Source organism: Sphingobacteriales bacterium (genome assembly GCA_016699615.1).
GTDB lineage: Bacteria > Bacteroidota > Bacteroidia > Chitinophagales > JADIYW01 > JADJSS01.
The window spans coordinates 1,964,269-1,986,118 of the sequence record CP064984.1; the positions used below are offsets into that span (position 1 = coordinate 1,964,269).

Genomic DNA, 21,850 nt, shown 5'->3' on the forward strand with positions numbered 1-21,850 from the left:
GAAAATGCCAAAAAGACATACAATAACAGCAGCTTTACCTTATGCCAATGGTCCATTACATATTGGTCATTTAGCTGGTGCTTATATTGCCGCAGATATTTATGCAAGATATTTAAGACTAAAAAATGAAGATGTGATTTTTGTCTGCGGAAGTGATGAACATGGAGCAGCAATTACCATCAAAGCAAAAAAAGAAAATAAAACACCAAAAGAAATTATTGACCAATACCACGAAATAATTAAAAACAGTTTTGAAAAATTTGGAATTGCATTTGATATCTATCATAGAACATCAGAGCCAATTCATCATGATACTTCACAAGAAATCTTTAGAGTATTAAACAATAAAAATGCATTTGATATTATCGAAAGCGAACAGTATTATGATGTAGATGCCAATCAGTTTTTAGCAGATAGATATATTATTGGCACTTGCCCAAAATGTGGCAACGAAAATGCTTATGGTGATCAATGTGAGAAATGTGGCAGTACATTAAATCCAACAGATTTAATCAACCCAAGATCTACACTAACAAACTCAACACCAATTTTAAAAAAGACAAAGCATTGGTATTTGAAATTAGACCAACAACAAGATGAAATAAAAAAATGGTTGGAAGATGTAAGTGAAAAGTATAATTGGAAAGCACATGTAATTGGACAATGTAAAAGCTGGATAAATGATGGCTTGCGACCAAGAGCAATGACACGCGATTTAGATTGGGGAATTCCTGTGCCAGAAGAATTAGATGGTAGCAAAGGCAAAGTTTTATACGTTTGGCTCGATGCACCAATTGGATATATTTCTGCTACAAAACAATTGTTTACTGAAATAGAAGAAAATAATTTTAAGTTCGCTTATCCAAATAATTTTTCAGATAAAATAAAAAACAAATCTAAAGATGAATGGAAAAATTATTGGCAAGATGAAAATACACAGTTGACGCATTTTATTGGGAAAGATAATATCGTATTTCATTGCATTACATTTCCTGCCATTCTTAAAACAACAGCGCAATACATTTTGCCACAAAATGTACCAGCAAATGAATTTATGAATTTGGAAGGAAATAAAATTTCTACATCCAGAAATTGGGCAGTTTGGCTACATGAGTATTTAGAAGAATTTCCAAATAAAGAAGATGAATTGAGATATTGTTTGATAGCAAATATGCCAGAAAACAAAGACGCAGAATTTACTTGGCAAGATTTTCAAGACAGAGTAAATAATGAATTGGTGGCTACTTATGGAAATTTTGTAAACAGAGTTGTTACTTTAATTCATAAATATTATGAAGGGAAAATTGACCATGCTTTTAGACAAACCATGCATCAAGATGATTCTATTTTATACAAAACAATTATAGAAACGGAACAAGCAATAGGTAAAAATATTGAACAATTTAAGTTTAAAGATGCATTGCAAGAATTAATGTCATTCGCAAGAAGTGGAAATAAATTTTTAGCAGATACAGAACCTTGGAAATTAGTAAAAACAGAACCCGACAAAACAAAAGATATTTTAGCAGTTGCATTAGATTGGGTATATGCATTGGCAGTATTATCAAAACCATTGTTGCCAAAAACAGCAGAAAAAATATTTCAAATGTTGAATGCAAATGTGCAAGATAATAATCCATTTAATTATCAATTAAATGGTGATGCATTAAATCCAACACAATTATTATTTGAAAAAATAACAGACGATCAAGTGCAATTCCAAGTAAATAAATTACAGCAATCATTGAATCAAGTTCAAAATAATAACGACACAAAAGAAAATTCTCAATTCTCAGATCTCAAGTCTGAAATTACTTATGATGATTTTGCGAAAATGGATATCAGAACAGGAATTATTGTAGAAGCAGAAAAAGTTCCCAAAGCTGATAAATTATTAAAATTATTAGTAGATATTGGAATTGAGCAAAGAACTATTGTATCAGGCATTGCAGAGCATTTTGCACCAGAAAATATTGTAGGACAAAAAGTAAGTGTGCTCGTAAATTTAGCACCACGAAAATTGCGTGGCATAGAAAGCAATGGAATGATATTAATGGCAGAAGATGAAAATGGCAAATTATATTTTGTAGAGGCAAACACAAATGCAGGCATGGAAATTAGATAATTATTGATGGAGCAACTGATACAATATAATATGTATGTTGAAGTAGTACTGCCATTAGCCTTACCAAAAAATTATACATACGCTGTTCCCACACATTTAGAAGAAAATATTAAAGTAGGAAAACGTGTAGAAATTCAATTTGGGAAATACAAAATATACTCAGCAATTATATTAAATATTTTAGACGAACCACCAAAAGAATATATACCAAAAGAAATTGTTGCAGTAATAGACGAACATGAAATTGTAAGCACTACACAACTTGAGTTTTGGAAATGGATAGCACAATATTATATGTGTACATTAGGTGATGTAATGCAAGCATCATTGCCAGCTTATCTAAAACTAGACAGCGAAACTATTTATGTAAGTAATAAAGAAATAAATTATCAAGATGTAGAATTGAGTGATGATGCATTTTTAGTATGCGAAGCATTTGAGTTTCAAGAAAAGCTAAAGCAAAAAGACATACAAAACATACTTCAGAAAAAAACGACATACAAAGTCATCAAAGAATTAATACAACATAAATTATTATATATTGAAGAAAAAGTTGAAGAAAAATACAAACCCAAAATCGAATCTTTTATTCAATGGTCAGCAGAATTTAAACCAATATCAAAACGTGCAGAAGCATTTGATTTAGTAAAAAAAGCAGCCAAGCAAGAGCAAATATTATTAGCTTATATAGAATTAAGTAAAACATCAGAACTTGTAAATAGAAAAATATTATTGGAAAGAAGTAACGCAAACTATGCTGCACTAAATGCCATGATAGATAAAAAAATATTTGATATAAAAGAATTACAAGTAGATAGAATTGAGATAGACAATGACGAAAAAAATCAATTTACATTAAGCACAGTACAACAAGATGCACTAATAAAAATACAAGAACATTTTGCTGAACAAAAAACAGTATTGTTGCATGGTGTTACATCAAGTGGGAAAACATTAATATATACTCAATTAATAAAACAATTAGAAAATAAAGAAGGACAAACATTATTTCTATTGCCAGAAATTGCACTAACCACACAATTAATACAAAGATTAAAAAATTGGCTAGGTAATATTGCAGTCTATCATTCAAAATTAAGCAATACAGAAAGAGTAGAAATTTGGAATAAAGTTTTAAATAATGAAATAAAAATTATTGTTGGAGCACGTTCTGCGTTGTTGTTGCCATTTCAAAAATTAGATTTAATAATTGTTGATGAAGAACATGATGCATCCTACAAACAACAAGAGCCAAACCCACGTTACCACGCCAGAGATGCAGCTTTGTATTTAGCAAAAATGCATCAAGCAAATATCGTTTTAGGTTCAGCAACACCAAGCTTCGAATCTTATTTCAATTGCAAACAATCTAAATATGAATTAGTAGAACTAACATGTAGATACAATAATGTACCATTGCCAAATATTCAATTTGTTGATTTAAAACAAGCACAAAAGACAAACAAATAGTTAGTGGAATTACATTCGCATTGAGAAATAAAATAATTGAAACACTAAATGCACAAAAGCAAGTGATATTATTTCAAAACAGACGTGGCTACGCACCATTTCTAAGTTGTAAAATCTGCGATTGGATACCAATGTGCAAAAATTGTGATATTACATTGACATATCATAAATATACAAACGACTTGCGTTGCCATTATTGTGGATACACAGAAACACATACAAGTATTTGCAAAGCATGTGGTAGCAACGAAATGCAACAAAAAGGCATAGGCACAGAAAGAATAGAAGAAGATTTAAAAGCTATTTTTCCAGAGGCAAAAATAGGAAGAATGGACTATGATACAGTGAAAAACAAACACGGACATGAGAAAATTATCCATGCATTCCAAAACAAAGAATTTGATATTTTAGTAGGCACACAAATGGTCACCAAAGGTTTAGATTTTGAACATGTACAATTAGTTGGTGTGCTCAATGCAGATAATCTTTTGTATTTTCCAGACTTTAGAGCAATAGAAAAAACCTATCAATTACTTACACAAGTAAGCGGAAGAGCAGGCAGAAAAGATATTGTAGGCACAGTCATGATTCAGATAAGCAATATCATGCATCCAATAATTAATGAAATTAAAAATCAAAATTTCAATACATTTTATAACGCACAAATTCAAGAAAGAAAAGAATTTTTGTATCCACCTTATTCAAGATTAATAAAAATTACACTCAAGCATAAAGAAATAAATACAGCAGATAGTGCAGCCAATTATTTGGTAGTACAATTAAAAAATAAATTTGGCAATTGGATAAAAGGTCCAGTAAAACCAATATTTCAGAAGATAAATAATTTATACATCAGAGAAATATTAATCAAAATTCCAAGAGCACATTTTGCCCAATTACACACTATAAAAAATGAGTTAAATCATCACATACAGTCATTGAATCAATATCAAAAATATAAAAACTGTATTGTAATAAAAGATGTAGATGTATTGTAATTAGAAATCACTATATCTATTGAAGATATTTGTACGAAGTGCTACGCCAAAATAATTATAGTTTTGTTTAGCATAGTCATTTTTAATATTTCTATAGTTATATACTAATTCTAAGCCTAAGTTTATCTTAGGATTTAATAAATAACCACCACGCAATTCAATATTTGTAATGTTTGTTTTAATGCCTTGTAAAAATTTATTGCCATATGCTTCATTCAAATCTGCAGCAATAATAAAGTCAGAAACAAAGATATTGCTACCATTATGTTCTGCAATGCCATCCAAACCTTTGCGTGCAAATTGTACTTTTGCACTTGCTTGCCAATGTTTATGCCAATAAGATATAATAGTAATATTTTCCCAAAAATTTGCACCTAATGGATGTGTTAATGATTGATTGAAATGCGTATAATTTTGTGCAGGCACTTTGTGTGCAAACACATACGGACGCACCACATTCATTTCAGTCAAGAAATCTAAATGTTTTACTTTAAATAAGTCGTAAGACTTAAATCCAATTTGAGCAGCAACTTTAGTTCTATAAAAACCACGTCCACGTCTGGCTTTTGCCACGTCCATGTCATCCAATACAATTTGTACATAAATGTCATTTTTTGTTGAAGGTTTGAATTTTAAGTTTAATCCAAGCACTACGTTATCAGGTGAGCCTAAAGCAAACTCAACAGGACGTACAAATAAATTTGGAATTAAATATGAAAATTCTATACCACGCACTCTACTAGAATCTTCATGAAACCAAGTAACGCCTTCAAAAAAACCAAACTGAAACCATTTTGCAACATCTACACTCAAATAATGGAATGAACCATATTTTGTTTTAAAATTATTGCGATTGTTGTCAACATTAAAGCCATTCACTTCGCCATATCTCATAAAATTTAGAAGGTAGGTGTATTTTATTCTCCAAAAGTTTGTAGATAATTTCACATATGGATAGTTAGATGCATTGTCGCCTATAAAAAATGTTCGATAACCATCGCCCCAAAAGTTTTTGTCATTACCAACCTGTAGATTAAAATGTTTGTTTGGACTAAATGAAATATAGCCAGAAAGTTGTTGTGAGCGCAAAGTATTTCCTTTAAAATCTACACCACGATAGCCAGTAAGCGCACCATATGTTTTTGCATAAGATGTAATTTGTGGTAAGAAATTTTCAAGCACACCTTGATAAGTAAAAGATAAAGATAGTTTTTTACCTAAATCAAAATTTGCTTGCGCACCATAACCAATTGTATATGCTAATTCTTTATCATTAATATTATATCCAACTTGCATATCTACAATTGGATTGATAGATAAATAAACATTTCTTTTTTTCTTTGCTCTAAAAGAAATCATATCACCACTTGTTAGTCCAAATTTGAAACCAGCTTGCAAAGAATCAGGCATGCCTAGTTCATTTAATGTGTCAATAGAAACATCATTAAGTTCGCTTTGTAAATAAGGTTTGATGGCAGTATGCAATCTTTTATCTTCTGAGATAAAACGTTGAACTCTATTGTTCCAATCAAAATTTAATGGTAAATTCTGTTGCTGGGCGTGTATTCCAAAATAGCAAAAAACTAAAACAATAATAAGTGCGAAATGCTTTGTCATATATGAAACGTCTAAGATAAATATTTATATTTTGATATTATACAAAGTACAGAATTACTTTTATATTTAATCAAATTTTTATGATGAATTTAAGAAAATCAACCAAATTAATCAATCTTTATCCACCATATTTAGGTGCTGGCATTTCTATAAAAGAAATAAATGAAAATTATACAAGCATTACAGTGCAAATGAAGATGCACTTTTGGAACAGAAATTTGGTAGGCACACATTTTGGTGGCTCATTGTACAGCATGTGCGATCCATTTTATATGTTTATTTTGATGGAGCATTTGGGCAAAGGTTATATAGTTTGGGACAAGGCAGCATCTATAGAATTTAAAAAACCAGGTTTGAAAGCTGTGTATGCAACTTTTTCTATCAGTGAGGCAGAAATACAACAAATTAAAGAAAAAGTAGATATTGAAGGCAAAGGCAATTTTACATTTTATACAGAAGTGGTTAATGATGCAAACGAAACGATAGCAAAAGTGGAGAAAGTAGTTTATGTCAGAATAAAATAATATATAACCAATATAAAATCATAACTTTAATCTAGAAAATTATATTATTATGGAAAATACATCTCTAAAAACTCAAGCTACTAAAGAAGTAGATGAAATAATTCAACATGGCTATGAAACAGACTCAGCAGGATATATTACCGAAGCATTTGAAATATTTAAGAGTAATGCATTAAATTATATATTGTATACATTGTTGTATTTAGTAGTTTCATCATTAATGAGTAAGAATCAATCACTACAGTTTGTTGTGTCTGTATTGTTAGTTCCATTGGGCTTTGGTGCATTTATTGTTGCAAACAAAATCTTAAAAAACCAGACATACACATTCAAAAATTTCTTTGATGGATATGATAGGTTTTTAGATATTATTATATATTATATTGTACAGCTTTTAGTTGTATTATTTCTTGTAATTCCTATTGTTGCTATACCATTTGCCATATATTGGTTAATTTTTGGAATATCAAGCATACAAAATCCAATAGGTAGTGGGTTAATATTTTTAGTATTATTTATGGTTTTTGTCTTTTTTATTGCAATCGCCATTGGTGTTTTGCTAATATTTGCACCTAATTTACTTTGGTTCAAAAATATGCGTGCAATAGATGCATTAATGAATAGCGCAAAAATCATAAAAATTAAATTACCAAACTGGATAGGTTTCTTTTTCATGATATTTGGTATAAATATTTTAGGTGCATTAGCACTTGGTGTAGGTTTGTTAGTGTCTATGCCAGTTAGTATGATTGCAGTATATATAGCTTATGAACGTGTAGTTGGAACAGAAACAATGATAGAAGATTAAAATTTATTCTTTCTTTTTTGCTTAAAAAATTGACTAACCATTTGGCTAGCATCTTGTTGTATAGATGCATCATCTAAAAGTATATATTCAGTATTATTTTTGTTGCTTGATGTGTCTTTTGTGGCAAATACTACTCTTTTTATCTGCGCATGCGCAATAGCAGCTTTGCACATAGCACATGGTTCCAAGCTTACATACAATGTGGCTTGACTAAGATATTTGCTACCAATATAATGACAGGCAGCAGTTATTGCTATCATTTCTGCATGTGCCGTTGGGTCTTGTAGCATTTCTACTTGGTTGTTGCCTTTTCCTATTATTTTGCCATCAACAACAACGAGCGCAGCAACAGGCACTTCATCTTTTAGTCCAATTGCATTTGCTATTTTTAAGGTTTCTTCAATAAAATATTTATCAGAATGCATTTGCAATACTATTTTTAATATACCTTTGCTAAATTAATTTTTTAATTTTGCACATGCAAAAAAATATTTTCTTTCTATATTTTATCATTTCTATAGTTTTTGCTAATGCACAAGAAATTTGGGATTGGAATAAATGTATTGAATATGCTTTGGAAAATAACATCCAGCTTAAGTTAGGAAGTATTAATAAACAAGTTGCTGAAATAGAAGTCAAGAAGAATACTTTTAATTACACACCAAACATCAACGCACAATCTAATTATAATTTTAGAATAGGAAAAAACTACAACTATTTTCAAAATGAATATGTTAATCAATTGGTGCATTACCAAGATTATAATTTGAATATTCAACAAAATATTTTTGACGGCTTACTTACAAAAAACCAAATCCAAAAATCTAAAATAGATTTAAAGTCATTAGAATTAGATAATGAAGCATTGAAGACAAATTTGCAAATGCAAATCTTAACAGCATATCTTAATATTTTAAACGCAAAAGAACAATTAACACAAAATAAAACACAACAACAATCTACACTAGAGCAAAAAGCAAGAACCGAAGCTATGATAGAAGCTGGTGCACTGCCAGAAAGTAATCTAATAGACATTCAAGTGCAATTAGCTACATAAGATGCCAATATCACAATGGCAAAAAGTCAACATGATATGGCTTTGCTTACACTCAAAAATATACTTCAAGTGGACTTAAATAAAGATATTGATGTAGTTGTGCCAATTTTAGTAGAAAATGTACAAACTGGAGATATTCCAAAAGCTGCTGATGTATTTGCTGTTGCAGTAGAAAATAGACCAGAAATCTTAACACACGATTTTAGAATACAAAGTGCAAAGAAAAATATTCAAATTGCAAAAGCTAGCAATTATCCTACACTCAATTTTTTAGGCAATATCAATACATTTTATACTAATCAGAATTCTACTTCTGCACAAATGCTTACAGGAAATTATACACCAATTGGTTTTGTAGAAGGTACTTTGCAAAAAGTATTGATACCAGAAACACAATATAATACCATTAAAACAAAATATTTTCCACAACTAAAAAACTTTTTAAATTATAGTTTTGGCGTAGGACTAACAATTCCAATATATAATAAAAATACTGTGCGCTTTGCTGTGCAGCAAGCTACCAAACAAATTGCAATTGCAGAATTAAACAAACAAATATCAACTATTGAGTTGAACAATAATATTCAGCAAGCATATATCAAAACGATTACTGCAGAAGAAAACTATTTTGCCACACAAAAAGCATACTTGGCTTCTCAGCAATCATATGATATTGCAGCAGAAAGAGTAAAAGAAGGAATGTCTACACAATTAGAACTCAACTTAGCAAAAAACACACTTATTGGTGCGCAATCACGTTGGACGCAAGCTAAATATGAGTATTTATTTAATAAAAAATTATTAGAATTTTATCAAGGTAAAAATATATCATTAGAGTAATATGAAAAAAAATAGACTATTATATTTGTTAATTGCATTGACAGCCATTGTTATTATTGTTGCTTTACTTGTAGGTAAAAACAAAAAAAAGAACGAAGCTATTGAAGTAGAAATGCAGAAAATAGGCAAGCAAACTATTGTGCAAACTGTTGCTGCAAGTGGGAAAATCTATCCTGTTGAAGAAGTAAAAATAAGCTCTGATGTATCTGGAGAAATTATTGAATTGTATGTTGCAGAAGGCGATATTGTGCAGCAAGGTCAAATACTAGCAAGAATACAAGCAGAAAGTTATGCTGCGTATGTAGAACAGGCACAAGCAAACTTAAATAATGCTAAAGCAAACGAAGTTACATTACAATCAAGATTAAAAATTGCAGAAGCACAATTGCTAAACGCGAAAACTGCATATGATAGAACTAAAAATTTATATGATAAAAAAATTACATCAAAATCAGATTTAGAACAGGCTGAAACAGCATACAAATCAGCTCAGGCAGAATTTAATGCAGGAAAAGATGGCATAAAAGCAGCACAATACACTACCAAATCTGTTGCTGCATCTATAAAAGATGCAAAAAATAATCTCAATAAAACGACAATCTATGCACCAATGTCTGGTATAGTATCATTGTTGAATGTAAAAAAAGGAGAGAAGGTAGTTGGTACTTTGCAAATGACTGGAACTGAAATGATGCGCATTGCAAATTTTGATCAAATGGAAGTGAGAATTGATGTGAGTGAAAGCGAAATTATTAAAGTAAAAAAAGGAGACATCGCAGACGTTGAAGTAGATGCTTATTTAGATAGAAAGTTTTCTGGATATGTAAGCGAAGTTTCAAATACATCAAAAGGAGCCAGCGGCGCAGTTTTAAGTTCAGACCAATCAACAAATTTTGTAGTAAAAATTATTATTGATAGAAAATCATATGAAGATTTATTTGCTGAGAATAATAAACCATTTTTGCCAGGTATGTCTGCTACAGTAGAAATAAAAACTAAAACAAAAGAAAATGTAATTGCAGTTCCAATTCAAGCAGTAATTGCAAAAGATACTTTGATAAATGGTAGTATAGAAACAAAAGAAGTTGTGTTTATTGAAAATAAAAACACAGCTTTAATGAAATTGATAAAAACAGGTATTCAAAATGATACTTATATTGAAGTTTTAGAAGGTTTGAATGGAAATGAAACTGTAATTTCTGGACCATACAACACCATCAATAAAGAATTAAAAAGTGGCGATAAAATTAAACTAATCACAGAAAAGACAAAACAAGCAGCAGCAACTGAAGAAGATGAAGAATAATTTATCAGCATCTTGTTTTTAATTTTATTTTATTGTTAAGGCAATTTTTTAGCACTTAGTTTCAGCACGTTTTCTTCCTATTTAAACAAATACTACAGTTATTGATGTATGTAACTATAGTATATATCGTAGTATTAAAATCTAGAAATATTTAGTGTATATTAATTGATATATTATTCATTGTTGAGTAAAGAGCATTTGTCTTTAGACTATTTTAATATTATTTTCTTAATTATCAAAAGATAATTAAATTTCTAAGGGAATAATGCTTGTTTATTTATACAAATTTTCGTATATTGCCAACCATATATTTTTATTCTTATGTTTGAGAACTAGTGCTTTATAAATTTTGTATTAGTTTAATAAAATAAAACTGAAAGAATAAAATTAGGGGTAAAATTATTTTTTAGTATACATAAAATTAGACATACAATGAGATGTGACTTTACATAAATAGGTAAATCCTGCTCTTTCGAACAGGATTTACCACAAAAACCATAAAACTATGAAAAACCCATTGTTCCCTCTTGCAAAGAACAATGATGCTGTAAAGTTACAAACTTTCTAAACTAATTCCAAATTCTATTTCATTTTTTATTGCTTTATCACCTAGACTTTCAAAAAATGAAGCAGAACCATATTTAACATCCCATTTTGTTCTATCAATATTCATGTTAGCTTTTGCAACATATTTATTACCTGACTTAGTAAGCGTAGCAGGAAAACTTACTGAATTAGTTATTCCTTTTATCGTTAAATCAGCTTTAATGTTGTAAGTGCCTTTTTTGCTTTTCAGCTTTTCAACCTTAGTTATCTTTACAGACGCAGTTGGATGCTTATCGGTTGCAAAGAAGTCATCATTTTTTAAATGACCGATTAATTTTGCATTAGTTCCTGCATCAGTAATATCTGTACATGTAATTGAGTTCATATCTATTACAAATTCACCTCCAGTTAAAACACCATTTTTTATAAAAAGTTTTCCAGAACTAAAATTTACATTTCCATTATGGCTTCCAATAATTTTACTTCCTTTCCAATCTAATTTGCTAGTTTTTGTGTTTATACCAACTGCTGTTTGTCCAAATGATACTATGCTAATGAAGAATAACGCGCTAAATAATAATTTTTTCATAAGTAAATAATTCGATTTTTATAATTAATTGTATATACAAATATACGACAATTTTTTTAAATGTGAAAGTTAAAAAATGCAAAATTATAAATAATAAGGCTCTAGTAATTGTTTAAATTCGCTTGTGTATTGATTATTAATACCATATATATAGATGTTTTTTCTAGACACTGTTTTATTAACATTTTTGTAATTACAAATACAGTTCTAATCGGTGTTTTTTCTGCTCTATTATATATAGTATAGTTGTTTTTTATGTGCCAAATAGGATGTGTTTGTAAAAATTCTATTATTTCAATGCTTCTGTAATAAGGTAATAAAAGATAAACTTGTGCCTGTTCTGTGCTTATATTATTGCAAATTTCTAGGAAATGAATTAAATCAAAATTTTCATTGTGCCTTGCAATATTATTATGAATATTTTTGGTTGCATATTGTTGCTGATAAAATGGTGGATTGCAAATCAATAAATCATATTTTTTTGTAAAATCATAAGTGAAAAAATCTCCATGTAGCATTTGTACACGATTTGCCCATGCTGTATTTGCCACATTTTCTTTAGCTTGTTGGTATGCATCAGATACAAATTCAATTCCATCAATATATACATTTTCTGTAGATTTTTGTGCACACATCAAACTCAACAATCCAGTTCCTGCACCAATATCTAAAATGTGTTTTGCATTATTATCTATTTCAATCAAAGCACCAAATAAACATGAATCTGTACATACTTTCATGGCACATCTATCTTGATGTATTGTAAATTGTTTGAATTTAAAATAAGTATTAGCCAATTAAATTTTTAAGCTATAAAAGTACATCAATATTTTTTTATGAATTAAGATTATTTTTATATCTTCGGTTTTCCCAATTCAGAAATTGTACACAAGAATATTTGATATTATACAGCATCAACTGCAAACAGCAAACTTGGAAGTTTGTCTAGCAAGAAGAGTAGATAAAAAAAACTGGACAAGTTATTCTACCCAAGATGTAATCAATAATGCAAATTCAGTAAGTACAGCAATGTTGCAACTAGGTTTTGTGAAAGGCGATAAAATTGCAGTTATTGCCACAACAAATAGACCAGAATGGCAATTTATAGATTTGGCTTGTATGCAAATTGGTGTTATTACAGTGCCAATATATCCAACCATTTCTGCTTCTGATTATAGTTATATTTTCAACCATGCAGAAGTTAAGGCACTATTTGTATCTGATAAAATAATTCACAGAAAGATAAGAGAAGTAGCACAGAATACAGAAACCATCCAACATATATTTAGTTTTGATGAAGTAGAAAATGTGAAATGTTGGAAGACATTGCTAGTAGATGCAAACAATACATTAATAGATAATACAAAAGAAAGTATTGCACCAAATGATGTTGCTACAATTATATATACATCAGGCACAACAGGAATACCAAAAGGCGTAATGCTAAGTCATCATAATATTGTATCCAATGTAAAAGATGCCTTACAGATTATTACAGTAGAGCCAAGAGCCAGAACATTAAGTTTTCTTCCTTTGTGTCATGTTTTTGAACGTACTATTAATTATGCATACTTTGCAGCATGTGCATCTATATATTACGCAGATGGTTTAGAATCAATTTCTGATAATTTGATAGATGTAAAACCACACTATTTTACAACTGTACCAAGATTATTGGAAAAAGTATTTGAGAAAATTGTAAAGAAAGGAGAGAAGCTAGAAAACACACAAAAAGAAATATTTTTCTGGGCATTAGAATTAGCAAAAAATGCACCACTTGGCACAAGTAAATCTTTTATTGATACACTTAAATTTTCAATTGCAGATAAATTGATTTTTAATAAATGGCGAACAGCATTAGGTGGAAATATAAAAGCAATTATTTGTGGCTCAGCACCATTGCAACCAAGATTGGCAACAATTTTTACTAACGCAGGCATTCCAGTATTAGAAGGCTATGGACTTACAGAATGCTCACCTGTTGTTAGTGTAATTCCTTTAGAAAAAAATATTTTAGAGCTGGATGTGTTGGTAGAACATTACCGTCATTAGAAGTGAAAATAGAAATAGATGGAGAGATTTTAGTAAAAGACCAAGTGTAATGCTAGGATACTACAAAGATGAACAAGCCACTAAAGAAAGTATTAATGAAGATAATTGGTTGTTAACTGGAGATATTGGAGAATTTACAAAAGAAGGATTTTTAAAAATAACAGATAGAAAAAAAGAATTATTCAAAACATCTGGTGGAAAATATGTGGCACCATCACCATTAGAAAATAAACTAAAAGAATCTTTTTTTATAGAGAATGTAGCAATCATTGGCGATGGCGAGAAATATATTTCAGCAATTATTCAACCAAACTTCGAAGAACTAAACACTTGGGCTAAAAACAATAATATTACAATTGAATCTAATAAAGAATTAATTGAAAATACACAAGTTATACAGTTATATAAAGAAATTATTGCTAATTTTAACACATCGTTTGGAAAAATTGAGCAAGTAAAAGATTTTAGGTTGGTAGATGATACATGGTCTGTAGAAAATGAAATGCTTACAGCAACAATGAAATTAAAACGAAAAAAAATAGCACAACATTATAACATATTAATTCAATCAATTTATAATAATTAAACAAAACAAGATGGAAGTAAAGAGATTATTTGATACCATTTATTATCAGAAGGAAAAATATCCGCAGGCAATGGCATTAGCTTCTTTAAACAAAGGAGAATGGAAGAAACTGAGCACAGATGATATAATCAATGAGGCAAACAAATTAAGTTTAGGTTTATTGCAATTGGGCATTCAGAAAGGAGACAAAGTAGCAACAGTTACATCATCCAATAGAGTAGAATGGAATATCTGCGATATTGCGATTTCGCAAATAGGTGCTATCAATGTACCATTGTATCCAACTATTTCAGAAAATGATTTTAAATATATTCTAAACCATTCAGAAGCTAGAGTATGTTTTGTGTCAGATGAAGAATTGTATAAGAAAGTAAATAGTATTAAAACCGAAGTTCCTAATCTATTAGGAATCTATTCTTTTGATGAAATCCCAAATACACCAAATATTTCAGAAGTATTTAGTCTTAATCCAAATGGTGATATTCAGCAAATCAAAGCAATTGCAGACACCATAGATGAGAATAGTTTAGCAACACTAATCTACACATCAGGCACAACAGGACAACCAAAAGGTGTGATGCTTTCGCACAAAAATGTAATATCAAATGTTGTAACAGTTTTAGCAGAACTACCTATTGAAGCAGGACACGTATCATTAAGTTTCCTACCATTGTGTCACATTTTTGAGCGAATGGTGATTTATACTTATCTAATGTCTGGCGTAAATGTATATTATTCTGATATTGATACATTAGCAGAAAAATTAGGAACTGTAAAGCCACACTTTTTTACTACTGTACCACGTTTATTAGAAAAAGTATATGAGAAAATTGTAAACAAAGGTTTGGCACTTACTGGTCTTAAAAAGAAATTATTCTTTTGGGCATTAGATATGGCAGACAAATACGAATATGATCAAAAACCAACTTTTGCGTTCAAACTTGCAGATAAATTAATTTTCAGCAAATGGAGAGAAGCATTAGGCGGAAGAGTATTAGGAATAGTTACAGGTTCTGCGGCATGTCCATTAAAAATTGCAAGAGTATTTTCAGCAGCAGGTGTTCCAATTAGAGAAGGATACGGACTTACAGAAACTTCTCCAGTTTTAACTTTCAATAGATTCTCTGAAGGCGGAGCAATGTTAGGCACCGTTGGTATGCCAATCAAAGATGTAGAAATAAAAATTGCAGATGATGGTGAAATCTTAGCAAAAGGACCAAATATAATGATGGGCTATTACAAAGAACCAGAAAAAACTGCAGAAGTTTTAAGCGAAGATGGTTGGTTTAGCACTGGCGATGTAGGTACATTTGTTACCAACAACAGAGGAAATAAATTTTTAAAAATTACAGATAGAAAAAAAGAATTATTAAAAACATCTGGCGGAAAATACGTAGCACCAGCACCAATTGAAAGTAAGTTCAGAGAAGATTTCTTTATAGAGCAAATTATGGTTGTTGGAGAAAGTAAAAAATTCGTTTCAGCATTAATTGTTCCAGCATTTCCAGTATTAGAAGAATGGGCAAAAGAAAATGGAATTAATATTTCAAATAGAGAAACATTGATACAAGATTCAAAAGTATTAAACAAAATCCAAAGTATTATTGATGGATTAAATCCAAATTTTAGTCATATTGAGCAAATTAAAAAATTCAAATTATTGCCAAGAGAATGGACAACAGAAACTGGAGAATTAACACCAACAATGAAACTAAAACGTAAAGAAATAAACAGAATATATAGCAAAGAAATTGATGCAATATATAATGATTAATAAAAAATAATAGATATACATTCATTTAAGTCGTTCCTTTTGGAGCGACTTTTTTGTGCATATAAATTTTGCACTTGATTTATACATAGAAAATGTTTACTTTTAATAAACCATATAATGTATTTGTAAACAATTACTTAAATATATAAAACAAAGATTATGAATAAATTTAATTTCCTTTTATTAGACATTCCAACAAGTCCACAAAGATACTTTTCTGACTATGTAGGTATAATCGTATTAATTGCAGTAATAATTTTGATTGCTATTTATGTATTTAGTTTTATAAAAAACAGAATGGAAAAACACAATGATTAAGCATGCTTTTCTATTTGCTGTACTTATCAATGTGTTATTTGCAACAGCAAATATAGCACCACCAACATATCTGAATTCTACTTCTTGGCAGTTTCTAAATGTAGAAAAATATCCAAATGTTCAATTTTATTTTTATCCAAATTTGCCTGATGCAAAAATTGAAAAAATATACCCAAACAAAATCTATACAATAAAAAAAACAGATATTAAAGAAACTATAGATTTTTATAAACATTACGCACGTGTTTGGGCAGAAGATAGCAACCAAAAAATTCTAGGCGATACAACTACTCTATTTTTAGAACATGGATATCAAAAAGAAATTGATATTACTAGAAAAATAGCAGCTAAAATTTATATAGAAAATAATAAGCTAAAAATTACCACAACAAGTTGGTCAAATATAGAATATGAAAACTCGTTAAAGAAAAAAACTGAAAAAGGAAAAAAGAAAAAGAAAAAAAATGAAGTATTAATTTTTTCAGAATCAGATAACCATTTTCCAGAAAATCTATTAATTGTAATTTCCTTATCAAGTTTATTTATTCTTTCCATTAGTCTGCTTTATCTTTATAGAAAGAATAAGATAGTCTATGTTTAAATATTTTTTTTTAACAGTAATAATAGAAATACCAATTTTCTTTATATTTTTTAGAAATCGTATTGTATTTACAATTTGTATCTTATTCTTAGCAAATGCATTTTCATGGCCATTGCTCAATTTGTTATTGCACCATACCAATATTCATTTATTATACTTAGAGTTAGGTGTTACAGTTGTAGAAGCAATCATTATAAGAATATTTCTATTACAAGATTTTAAAAAAGCATTTTTTATTTCTTTGTTGCAGAATAGCATTACCACAGCAATAGGAATTTATATAAATAATATTAAAATATGAGTAATGCATACAAGATAGCATTGTTTTTTGGTGTATTACATGGAATTAATGATTTCATCGCAGGATACTTATTATCAGCGCACACAAGTATAGCAAGTAGTATGAGCATGAATTCTTTTGTCTTTCTGTTGTATGGCATGCTGGCATTTGGACTACAACCACTTGCAGGAATTTTGGTAGATAAACAAAAAAACAATAAATATTTTACTTATGTGTCAATACTATTTTTAGTACTTGCAATATTATTTTGGAATAAAAGTATACTTATTGCAATTATTTGCTCAGGCATAGCATCAGCATTTATACATGTATGCGGTGGCGCAGCTACTTTTTCAGCAGACAAAAACAATACAAGCATCGCTGGTTTATTTACAGCACCAGGCGTTTTAGGATTAATATCAGGAGGAATTTTAGGCACATTTCCTAGTGTGTGGTTTTATATATTAATCATTCCATTGCTGCTGTTGTTCGTCGTTATATTTCAAATAAAGTTGCCATATCTACAATCCAACCAACGCAAAAAGTATAATATAGATTTTGATACACATGATTTTTTAATGATTTTATTGCTGTTGTCAATAGCTATGCGTTCATTACTTTGGAATATTTTTAATCTATATACCGAGAATCAACAAATATGGTTATTAGGTATTGCAATTGCAGCATTTGTAGGAAAATTAATAGGTGGAGTAATTTGCGATAAATACAATTGGAAATATTGGATATACTTATCAAGTATTGTAGCTGTACTATGTTTGCAGTTTGGCAAGAATAATTTATTAATACTATGCATTGGCGTTAGCTGCTTGCAAAGTACTGTGCCTATCACATTAGTATTAATGCAGCATTTCTTATCAAAAATGCCAGCAACAGCAAGTGGTTTAGCATTGGGCATGGCAATAATGCTCGCAGGTTTTCCTATGTTCTTAAATATTTTTATTGCCAATTATACATCATCTATCCTAATGCTAATAATTGTTTCCGTTTTCTTCTATTCGCAGTACAAATCAATAAGTACAATATCAGAAAATAAAGAATAAATGTTTTTATGCTAAGTTGTTAGTGTCTTTTGTTTTTTGTTTCCTTTCTATTTTATTGAGTAAGATGCTGTGGTTGAGTTCAAAACCAAATAGAAGTACTAATGAGTTTATGTTTATCCAAAGCATAATTACAATAATAATACCTAATGAACCATAAAGCATATTGAAATTATTCAAGTAATTAGTATATATACTAAAAATGTATGAAAATAAAATTGAAACAATAGTTGCAAATGTTGCGCCTACTGAAAAGTATCTATATTTATAAGTAGATGATGGACCAAAATAATAGATGAGTGCATAAAGATTAAATGTACTAAAGAAAATAATTCCATTAATTAGAATTCTTATAATAAATTTTATCCAGCTTGATTCAGTGTTGAGCCAATTTAATAAAATACTTATAAATTCTCTACCTTTAATAATTAAAGTAACTGTGAGTATCAATTGAAAACTGATTAGAAATAATATCTTAAATGCAACAATCTTTTTTTGAAAAAAATTGCGTTTTTTAAATGTGTGATTTGTTTTGTCAAACGCTTTTAGAATAGAATTTACACCATTGCTAGAAATAAATAATGCCATAAAAAGTTGATAGAAACTAAACTTCCACTTTTATCAGCACCAACAATATCATTAATGGTTTGTTCCAAAATGCCAAATACATTTGTTGGAATTACATTCTTTAGGTACAACATCAAATTTTGTTGAAAATTTGGAATAGGTACATAAGGAAAAATGGAGAATAAAAAAATGATAGTTGGAAACAAAGCTAGTATAAAAAAAAATGATATGCTTGATGCACGCGTAGTTATATTATCTGCTTTTATTTCTTCTAAGAATTTTTTTACAACATCATATACTGGAACGCCTTCAAATCCTGGAAGTGTAAATGTTTTTATCCAAGGTTTGCTATTTATAGTATGTAAAAATTTCTGTTTCAAAATTATCTTAGAAGAACGGCTCTAAGTGTTGCACTACAAATTCTGGCGTATGGCACCTACGTAAGCTATCCTTTTTTACAAATACAAATTTAAAAAGACTTTCCGTTAATAGTTTCTTATCTTGATTATAAATTTCGCCTTTTACAATAAAAAATTTATTCGGAATCTCTTCAATAATTGTTTTTATATCCATCAGCTCATCGTATCTCGCAGGACGATTGTATTTAATATTCATTTCCACCACAGGCATGGCATAGCCTTTTTCTTCTAATAATTTATAAGAAAAACCATGTTTGCGCATAGCTTCTGTTCTGCCAATTTCAAAAAATTTTGCATAATGTCCATGGTACACAATGCCCATTGCATCACAATCATGGTATCTTACTCTAAGTTGTATCGTTTCTTCAAACATTATTTTATATTATTTGCATTTAGTGCCTGATGGAATTTTTCTGCATTTTTCTCATGAGTTGCCCAATCTGCAGCAAAACTATGATATCCTGAAAAATCATCTTTGGCACAGAAAAATATATAATCATGATGTTCTAAATCTAAACACAAGTCTATGCTTTTTGTTTCAGGCAAACAAATTGGTCCTGGTGGCAAGCCAAGAACATAGTATGTATTGTATGGATGTTCAATTTTGGTGTCTTTATTGTACACACGATTAGATAAACCAAGTTTTTGCTTTGCATATAATACTGTTGGATCTGCTTGTAGTTTCATATTTTTTTTCAATCTATTGTAGTATACGCCAGCTATTCTTGCATATTCATCGTATTTAGATGATTCTTTTTGTACTATAGATGCTAAAATTGTAACTTCGGTTGGCGACAAGCCTAATTTTTCTGCTTTATTTTTTCTATCGTCATTCCAAAATCTAGAATATTCTTTTAGCATTCTTGCCAAAAACTCATCAGTAGAAGTGTTCCAATAAAATTGATAAGTATTTGCCAAGAAAATAGTAAGTATATTATCTTGATTTAATTGTAGTGAATCAAGTATGTTTTGTTGTATAAAAGTTTGATAAAAAGAGGCACTATCAGGTTCCAGCTTTGCACCAAGTTTTGCTGCTAGGTGCGTTAGATTTTTTACATTATTTATAGTTATTTTTAAAGCATCTTGGTTGCCACTTCTCAATTTTTTGACTAATTCAAAATTGCTCATTGGTTTTTCTAGAACATATCTACCAGCTTTTACAAGCGTAGGATAATCTAGCTGTTTGGCAATTTTTTCAAAAGCACTTTTGTTAATGAGTACATTGTTTTTTTCTAAGGAATCTAATACTTGTTGATAGGTAGCATTTGTTGGTATGTATAATGTAGCATCGTTTTTTATGTTATTTCTAAAAAAAAATAAATATGTGCCTATACATATCACACATATGATGGATATTGATATTAAAATAGCTTTCTTCATTTCTAAATGTTATGCAAAGATACATATATTAGAAAGAACTAAATCGTTAATTTATATCAACTTAGATGGTATTATGTCTAATTATAAATTGGTATTTGTAGTAAAAACTAAAGAAATGTTATCTTTTTGCACAATATTTGTATATAATAATCTGATGAGAAAAAATTTGTTACTGATTTTGTATTTGTGTTGTTGTGTCACAAAAATTTACTCACAAAATATATTATCTAATGATGTTAATCTTGATACAGATTCTGTTGCTGCTGTAATAGATACAATAGTATATACAAATCAAGTTGAACTGGATAAAAACCAACCAGATAAGTTCCCAAATTTTAAAAGGTATCCACCAAAATTTGATAGCTTAGAAAATAGATTCACATTAAGAAATGAAACTGCACCATTTGGTAGAAAGTTGATGCGAAGTTCATTATTAATGCTTGGTTATAATGCAGGCATGACAAGCCTTTTGCTAATTTTGCCAGAAGAAGTAAGCAAGTGGAACAAAAAAAATTATAGAAATCAAATTAGAAGAGCATACACAGAACCACCACATTTTGATAAAGATAAATGGTACATCAACTATTTAGGTCATCCATATCAAGGTACCATATATTACAATAGTATGCGCTCACAAGGTGCTACATGGTGGCAATCAGCATTGTTTGGCATAGGTAGCATTGCACTTTGGGAATATACAGTAGAAGCTGGATTTGAGCAACCAAGTATTCAAGATTTAATCGTTACACCAATTGCTGGTGCATTAATTGGCGAATTATTCCATTTTAGTACAATTAGAATGAGTAAAAATGGCTATAAATGGTATGAAAAAACATTTGTAAGTCTATTAAATCCAAGTTTTGCCATCAATAATGGATTTAAGTGGGCAGAAACAAATGAATTGAAGTATAAATTCTAATTTGATTTAGGTACTT

The 21,850-nt window shown here is 29.4% G+C and carries 22 protein-coding genes and 1 pseudogene; 15 read left to right on the forward strand and 8 right to left on the reverse strand.

From position 1 onward, the window contains the following. Window positions 1-4 precede the first annotated feature (4 nt). Genes metG through priA form a run of 3 tightly spaced genes read left to right on the forward strand, consistent with a single transcriptional unit; the run spans window position 5 to window position 4,593 of the window. Window positions 5-2,125: a methionine--tRNA ligase gene (gene metG, locus IPK18_09345; protein QQR99324.1), complete on the forward strand. Its 2,121-nt coding sequence runs from the start codon at window positions 5-7 to the stop codon at window positions 2,123-2,125. Between the two features lie 30 nt (window positions 2,126-2,155). Beyond that, a complete protein-coding gene (locus tag IPK18_09350) occupies window positions 2,156-3,595 on the forward strand; it encodes a DEAD/DEAH box helicase family protein (protein ID QQR97094.1) in 1,440 nt (479 codons plus the stop codon). Between the two features lie 20 nt (window positions 3,596-3,615). Next, window positions 3,616-4,593, forward strand: coding sequence for a primosomal protein N' (gene priA, locus IPK18_09355; protein QQR97095.1), 978 nt, complete (start codon window positions 3,616-3,618; stop codon window positions 4,591-4,593). Here the strand turns inward: priA and IPK18_09360 are convergent, their stop codons facing one another. Further along, window positions 4,594-6,210 (reverse strand): hypothetical protein, encoded by a 1,617-nt coding sequence (locus tag IPK18_09360; GenBank protein ID QQR97096.1) that lies wholly within the window; start codon window positions 6,208-6,210, stop codon window positions 4,594-4,596. Window positions 6,211-6,293: 83 nt separating this feature from the next. Between IPK18_09360 and IPK18_09365 the strand changes: the two genes are divergently transcribed. Together IPK18_09365 and IPK18_09370 are read left to right on the forward strand one after the other, a co-directional pair. After that, a complete protein-coding gene (locus IPK18_09365; protein ID QQR99325.1) occupies window positions 6,294-6,734 on the forward strand; it encodes a YiiD C-terminal domain-containing protein in 441 nt (146 codons plus the stop codon). A gap of 49 nt (window positions 6,735-6,783) precedes the next feature. After that, the gene (locus IPK18_09370) at window positions 6,784-7,542 is read left to right on the forward strand and encodes a hypothetical protein (GenBank protein ID QQR97097.1); all 759 of its coding nucleotides are present in this window, start codon (window positions 6,784-6,786) and stop codon (window positions 7,540-7,542) included. Here IPK18_09370 and IPK18_09375 read toward each other — a convergent pair. Continuing rightward, window positions 7,539-7,967 carry a nucleoside deaminase gene (locus IPK18_09375; GenBank protein QQR97098.1) on the reverse strand — a complete coding sequence of 143 codons (429 nt, stop codon included), beginning with the start codon at window positions 7,965-7,967 and terminating at the stop codon, window positions 7,539-7,541. The two genes, IPK18_09370 and IPK18_09375, sit on opposite strands and share 4 nt — an antisense overlap. 53 nt (window positions 7,968-8,020) lie before the next feature. Here IPK18_09375 and IPK18_09380 point away from each other — a divergent pair, with 53 nt between their 5' ends. From IPK18_09380 to IPK18_09390, 3 genes are read left to right on the forward strand one after another with little or no spacing between them, the layout of a single operon-like run. Continuing rightward, window positions 8,021-8,599, forward strand: a complete 579-nt coding sequence (locus IPK18_09380) for a TolC family protein (protein QQR97099.1) — start codon at window positions 8,021-8,023, stop codon at window positions 8,597-8,599. A 15-nt stretch (window positions 8,600-8,614) separates the two neighbouring features. Beyond that, window positions 8,615-9,439, forward strand: a complete 825-nt coding sequence (locus tag IPK18_09385; GenBank protein ID QQR97100.1) for a TolC family protein — start codon at window positions 8,615-8,617, stop codon at window positions 9,437-9,439. Between the two features lies 1 nt (window position 9,440). After that, on the forward strand, window positions 9,441-10,745 hold the full coding sequence (locus tag IPK18_09390) for an efflux RND transporter periplasmic adaptor subunit (GenBank protein QQR97101.1): 1,305 nt from the start codon (window positions 9,441-9,443) through the stop codon (window positions 10,743-10,745). A gap of 553 nt (window positions 10,746-11,298) precedes the next feature. Here IPK18_09390 and IPK18_09395 read toward each other — a convergent pair. Beyond that, window positions 11,299-11,880 (reverse strand): YceI family protein, encoded by a 582-nt coding sequence (locus IPK18_09395; GenBank protein ID QQR97102.1) that lies wholly within the window; start codon window positions 11,878-11,880, stop codon window positions 11,299-11,301. 101 nt (window positions 11,881-11,981) lie between these two features. Continuing rightward, window positions 11,982-12,677: a methyltransferase gene (locus IPK18_09400; GenBank protein ID QQR97103.1), complete on the reverse strand. Its 696-nt coding sequence runs from the start codon at window positions 12,675-12,677 to the stop codon at window positions 11,982-11,984. Between the two features lie 85 nt (window positions 12,678-12,762). On the opposite strand from IPK18_09400, the pseudogene IPK18_09405 reads away from it, so the two are divergent. The 6 genes and pseudogenes from IPK18_09405 to IPK18_09430 all read left to right on the forward strand — a co-directional run bounded on the left by IPK18_09405 (window position 12,763) and on the right by IPK18_09430 (window position 18,552). Then, window positions 12,763-14,518: pseudogene (locus IPK18_09405) on the forward strand (long-chain fatty acid--CoA ligase). 10 nt (window positions 14,519-14,528) lie between these two features. Further along, window positions 14,529-16,292: a long-chain fatty acid--CoA ligase gene (locus IPK18_09410; GenBank protein ID QQR97104.1), complete on the forward strand. Its 1,764-nt coding sequence runs from the start codon at window positions 14,529-14,531 to the stop codon at window positions 16,290-16,292. 159 nt (window positions 16,293-16,451) lie between these two features. Then, window positions 16,452-16,610: a hypothetical protein gene (locus IPK18_09415; GenBank protein QQR97105.1), complete on the forward strand. Its 159-nt coding sequence runs from the start codon at window positions 16,452-16,454 to the stop codon at window positions 16,608-16,610. Further along, complete coding sequence (locus IPK18_09420; GenBank protein ID QQR97106.1) at window positions 16,603-17,211, forward strand: hypothetical protein; 609 nt, start codon at window positions 16,603-16,605, stop codon at window positions 17,209-17,211. The genes IPK18_09415 and IPK18_09420 overlap by 8 nt, the downstream gene beginning before the upstream one ends. Beyond that, a complete protein-coding gene (locus IPK18_09425; protein ID QQR97107.1) occupies window positions 17,204-17,512 on the forward strand; it encodes a hypothetical protein in 309 nt (102 codons plus the stop codon). Before IPK18_09420 ends, IPK18_09425 begins: the two co-directional genes overlap by 8 nt. Then, entirely contained in the window at window positions 17,509-18,552 is a 1,044-nt protein-coding gene (locus IPK18_09430) for a hypothetical protein (protein ID QQR97108.1), read from the forward strand. Before IPK18_09425 ends, IPK18_09430 begins: the two co-directional genes overlap by 4 nt. Window positions 18,553-18,558: 6 nt before the next feature. On the opposite strand, the gene IPK18_09435 is transcribed toward IPK18_09430, so the two are convergent. The 4 genes from IPK18_09435 to mltG are packed head-to-tail and all read right to left on the reverse strand — an operon-like array spanning window position 18,559 to window position 20,915. Next, window positions 18,559-19,137: a YihY/virulence factor BrkB family protein gene (locus tag IPK18_09435; GenBank protein ID QQR97109.1), complete on the reverse strand. Its 579-nt coding sequence runs from the start codon at window positions 19,135-19,137 to the stop codon at window positions 18,559-18,561. Further along, window positions 19,107-19,496, reverse strand: a complete 390-nt coding sequence (locus tag IPK18_09440) for a YihY/virulence factor BrkB family protein (protein QQR97110.1) — start codon at window positions 19,494-19,496, stop codon at window positions 19,107-19,109. Before IPK18_09440 ends, IPK18_09435 begins: the two co-directional genes overlap by 31 nt. Before the next feature lie 7 nt (window positions 19,497-19,503). Continuing rightward, window positions 19,504-19,908, reverse strand: a complete 405-nt coding sequence (locus IPK18_09445) for an acyl-CoA thioesterase (protein QQR97111.1) — start codon at window positions 19,906-19,908, stop codon at window positions 19,504-19,506. Next, window positions 19,908-20,915 (reverse strand): endolytic transglycosylase MltG, encoded by a 1,008-nt coding sequence (mltG, locus tag IPK18_09450; GenBank protein QQR97112.1) that lies wholly within the window; start codon window positions 20,913-20,915, stop codon window positions 19,908-19,910. Before mltG ends, IPK18_09445 begins: the two co-directional genes overlap by 1 nt. A gap of 154 nt (window positions 20,916-21,069) precedes the next feature. On the opposite strand from mltG, the gene IPK18_09455 reads away from it, so the two are divergent. Beyond that, complete coding sequence (locus IPK18_09455) at window positions 21,070-21,834, forward strand: DUF3943 domain-containing protein (protein QQR97113.1); 765 nt, start codon at window positions 21,070-21,072, stop codon at window positions 21,832-21,834. The last annotated feature ends 16 nt before the right edge of the window (window positions 21,835-21,850 follow it).

Coding starts and splice junctions, on each gene's coding strand:
- metG (QQR99324.1), top strand. CDS start 5: ATGCCAAAAAGACATACAATAACAGCAGCTTTACCTTATGCCAATGGT.
- IPK18_09350 (QQR97094.1), top strand. CDS start 2,156: ATGTATGTTGAAGTAGTACTGCCATTAGCCTTACCAAAAAATTATACA.
- IPK18_09360 (QQR97096.1), bottom strand. CDS start 6,210: ATGACAAAGCATTTCGCACTTATTATTGTTTTAGTTTTTTGCTATTTT.
- IPK18_09365 (QQR99325.1), top strand. CDS start 6,294: ATGAATTTAAGAAAATCAACCAAATTAATCAATCTTTATCCACCATAT.
- IPK18_09370 (QQR97097.1), top strand. CDS start 6,784: ATGGAAAATACATCTCTAAAAACTCAAGCTACTAAAGAAGTAGATGAA.
- IPK18_09375 (QQR97098.1), bottom strand. CDS start 7,967: ATGCATTCTGATAAATATTTTATTGAAGAAACCTTAAAAATAGCAAAT.
- IPK18_09380 (QQR97099.1), top strand. CDS start 8,021: ATGCAAAAAAATATTTTCTTTCTATATTTTATCATTTCTATAGTTTTT.
- IPK18_09385 (QQR97100.1), top strand. CDS start 8,615: ATGGCAAAAAGTCAACATGATATGGCTTTGCTTACACTCAAAAATATA.
- IPK18_09390 (QQR97101.1), top strand. CDS start 9,441: ATGAAAAAAAATAGACTATTATATTTGTTAATTGCATTGACAGCCATT.
- IPK18_09395 (QQR97102.1), bottom strand. CDS start 11,880: ATGAAAAAATTATTATTTAGCGCGTTATTCTTCATTAGCATAGTATCA.
- IPK18_09410 (QQR97104.1), top strand. CDS start 14,529: ATGGAAGTAAAGAGATTATTTGATACCATTTATTATCAGAAGGAAAAA.
- IPK18_09415 (QQR97105.1), top strand. CDS start 16,452: ATGAATAAATTTAATTTCCTTTTATTAGACATTCCAACAAGTCCACAA.
- IPK18_09420 (QQR97106.1), top strand. CDS start 16,603: ATGATTAAGCATGCTTTTCTATTTGCTGTACTTATCAATGTGTTATTT.
- IPK18_09425 (QQR97107.1), top strand. CDS start 17,204: ATGTTTAAATATTTTTTTTTAACAGTAATAATAGAAATACCAATTTTC.
- IPK18_09430 (QQR97108.1), top strand. CDS start 17,509: ATGAGTAATGCATACAAGATAGCATTGTTTTTTGGTGTATTACATGGA.
- IPK18_09435 (QQR97109.1), bottom strand. CDS start 19,137: ATGGCATTATTTATTTCTAGCAATGGTGTAAATTCTATTCTAAAAGCG.
- IPK18_09445 (QQR97111.1), bottom strand. CDS start 19,908: ATGTTTGAAGAAACGATACAACTTAGAGTAAGATACCATGATTGTGAT.
- mltG (QQR97112.1), bottom strand. CDS start 20,915: ATGAAGAAAGCTATTTTAATATCAATATCCATCATATGTGTGATATGT.
- IPK18_09455 (QQR97113.1), top strand. CDS start 21,070: ATGAGAAAAAATTTGTTACTGATTTTGTATTTGTGTTGTTGTGTCACA.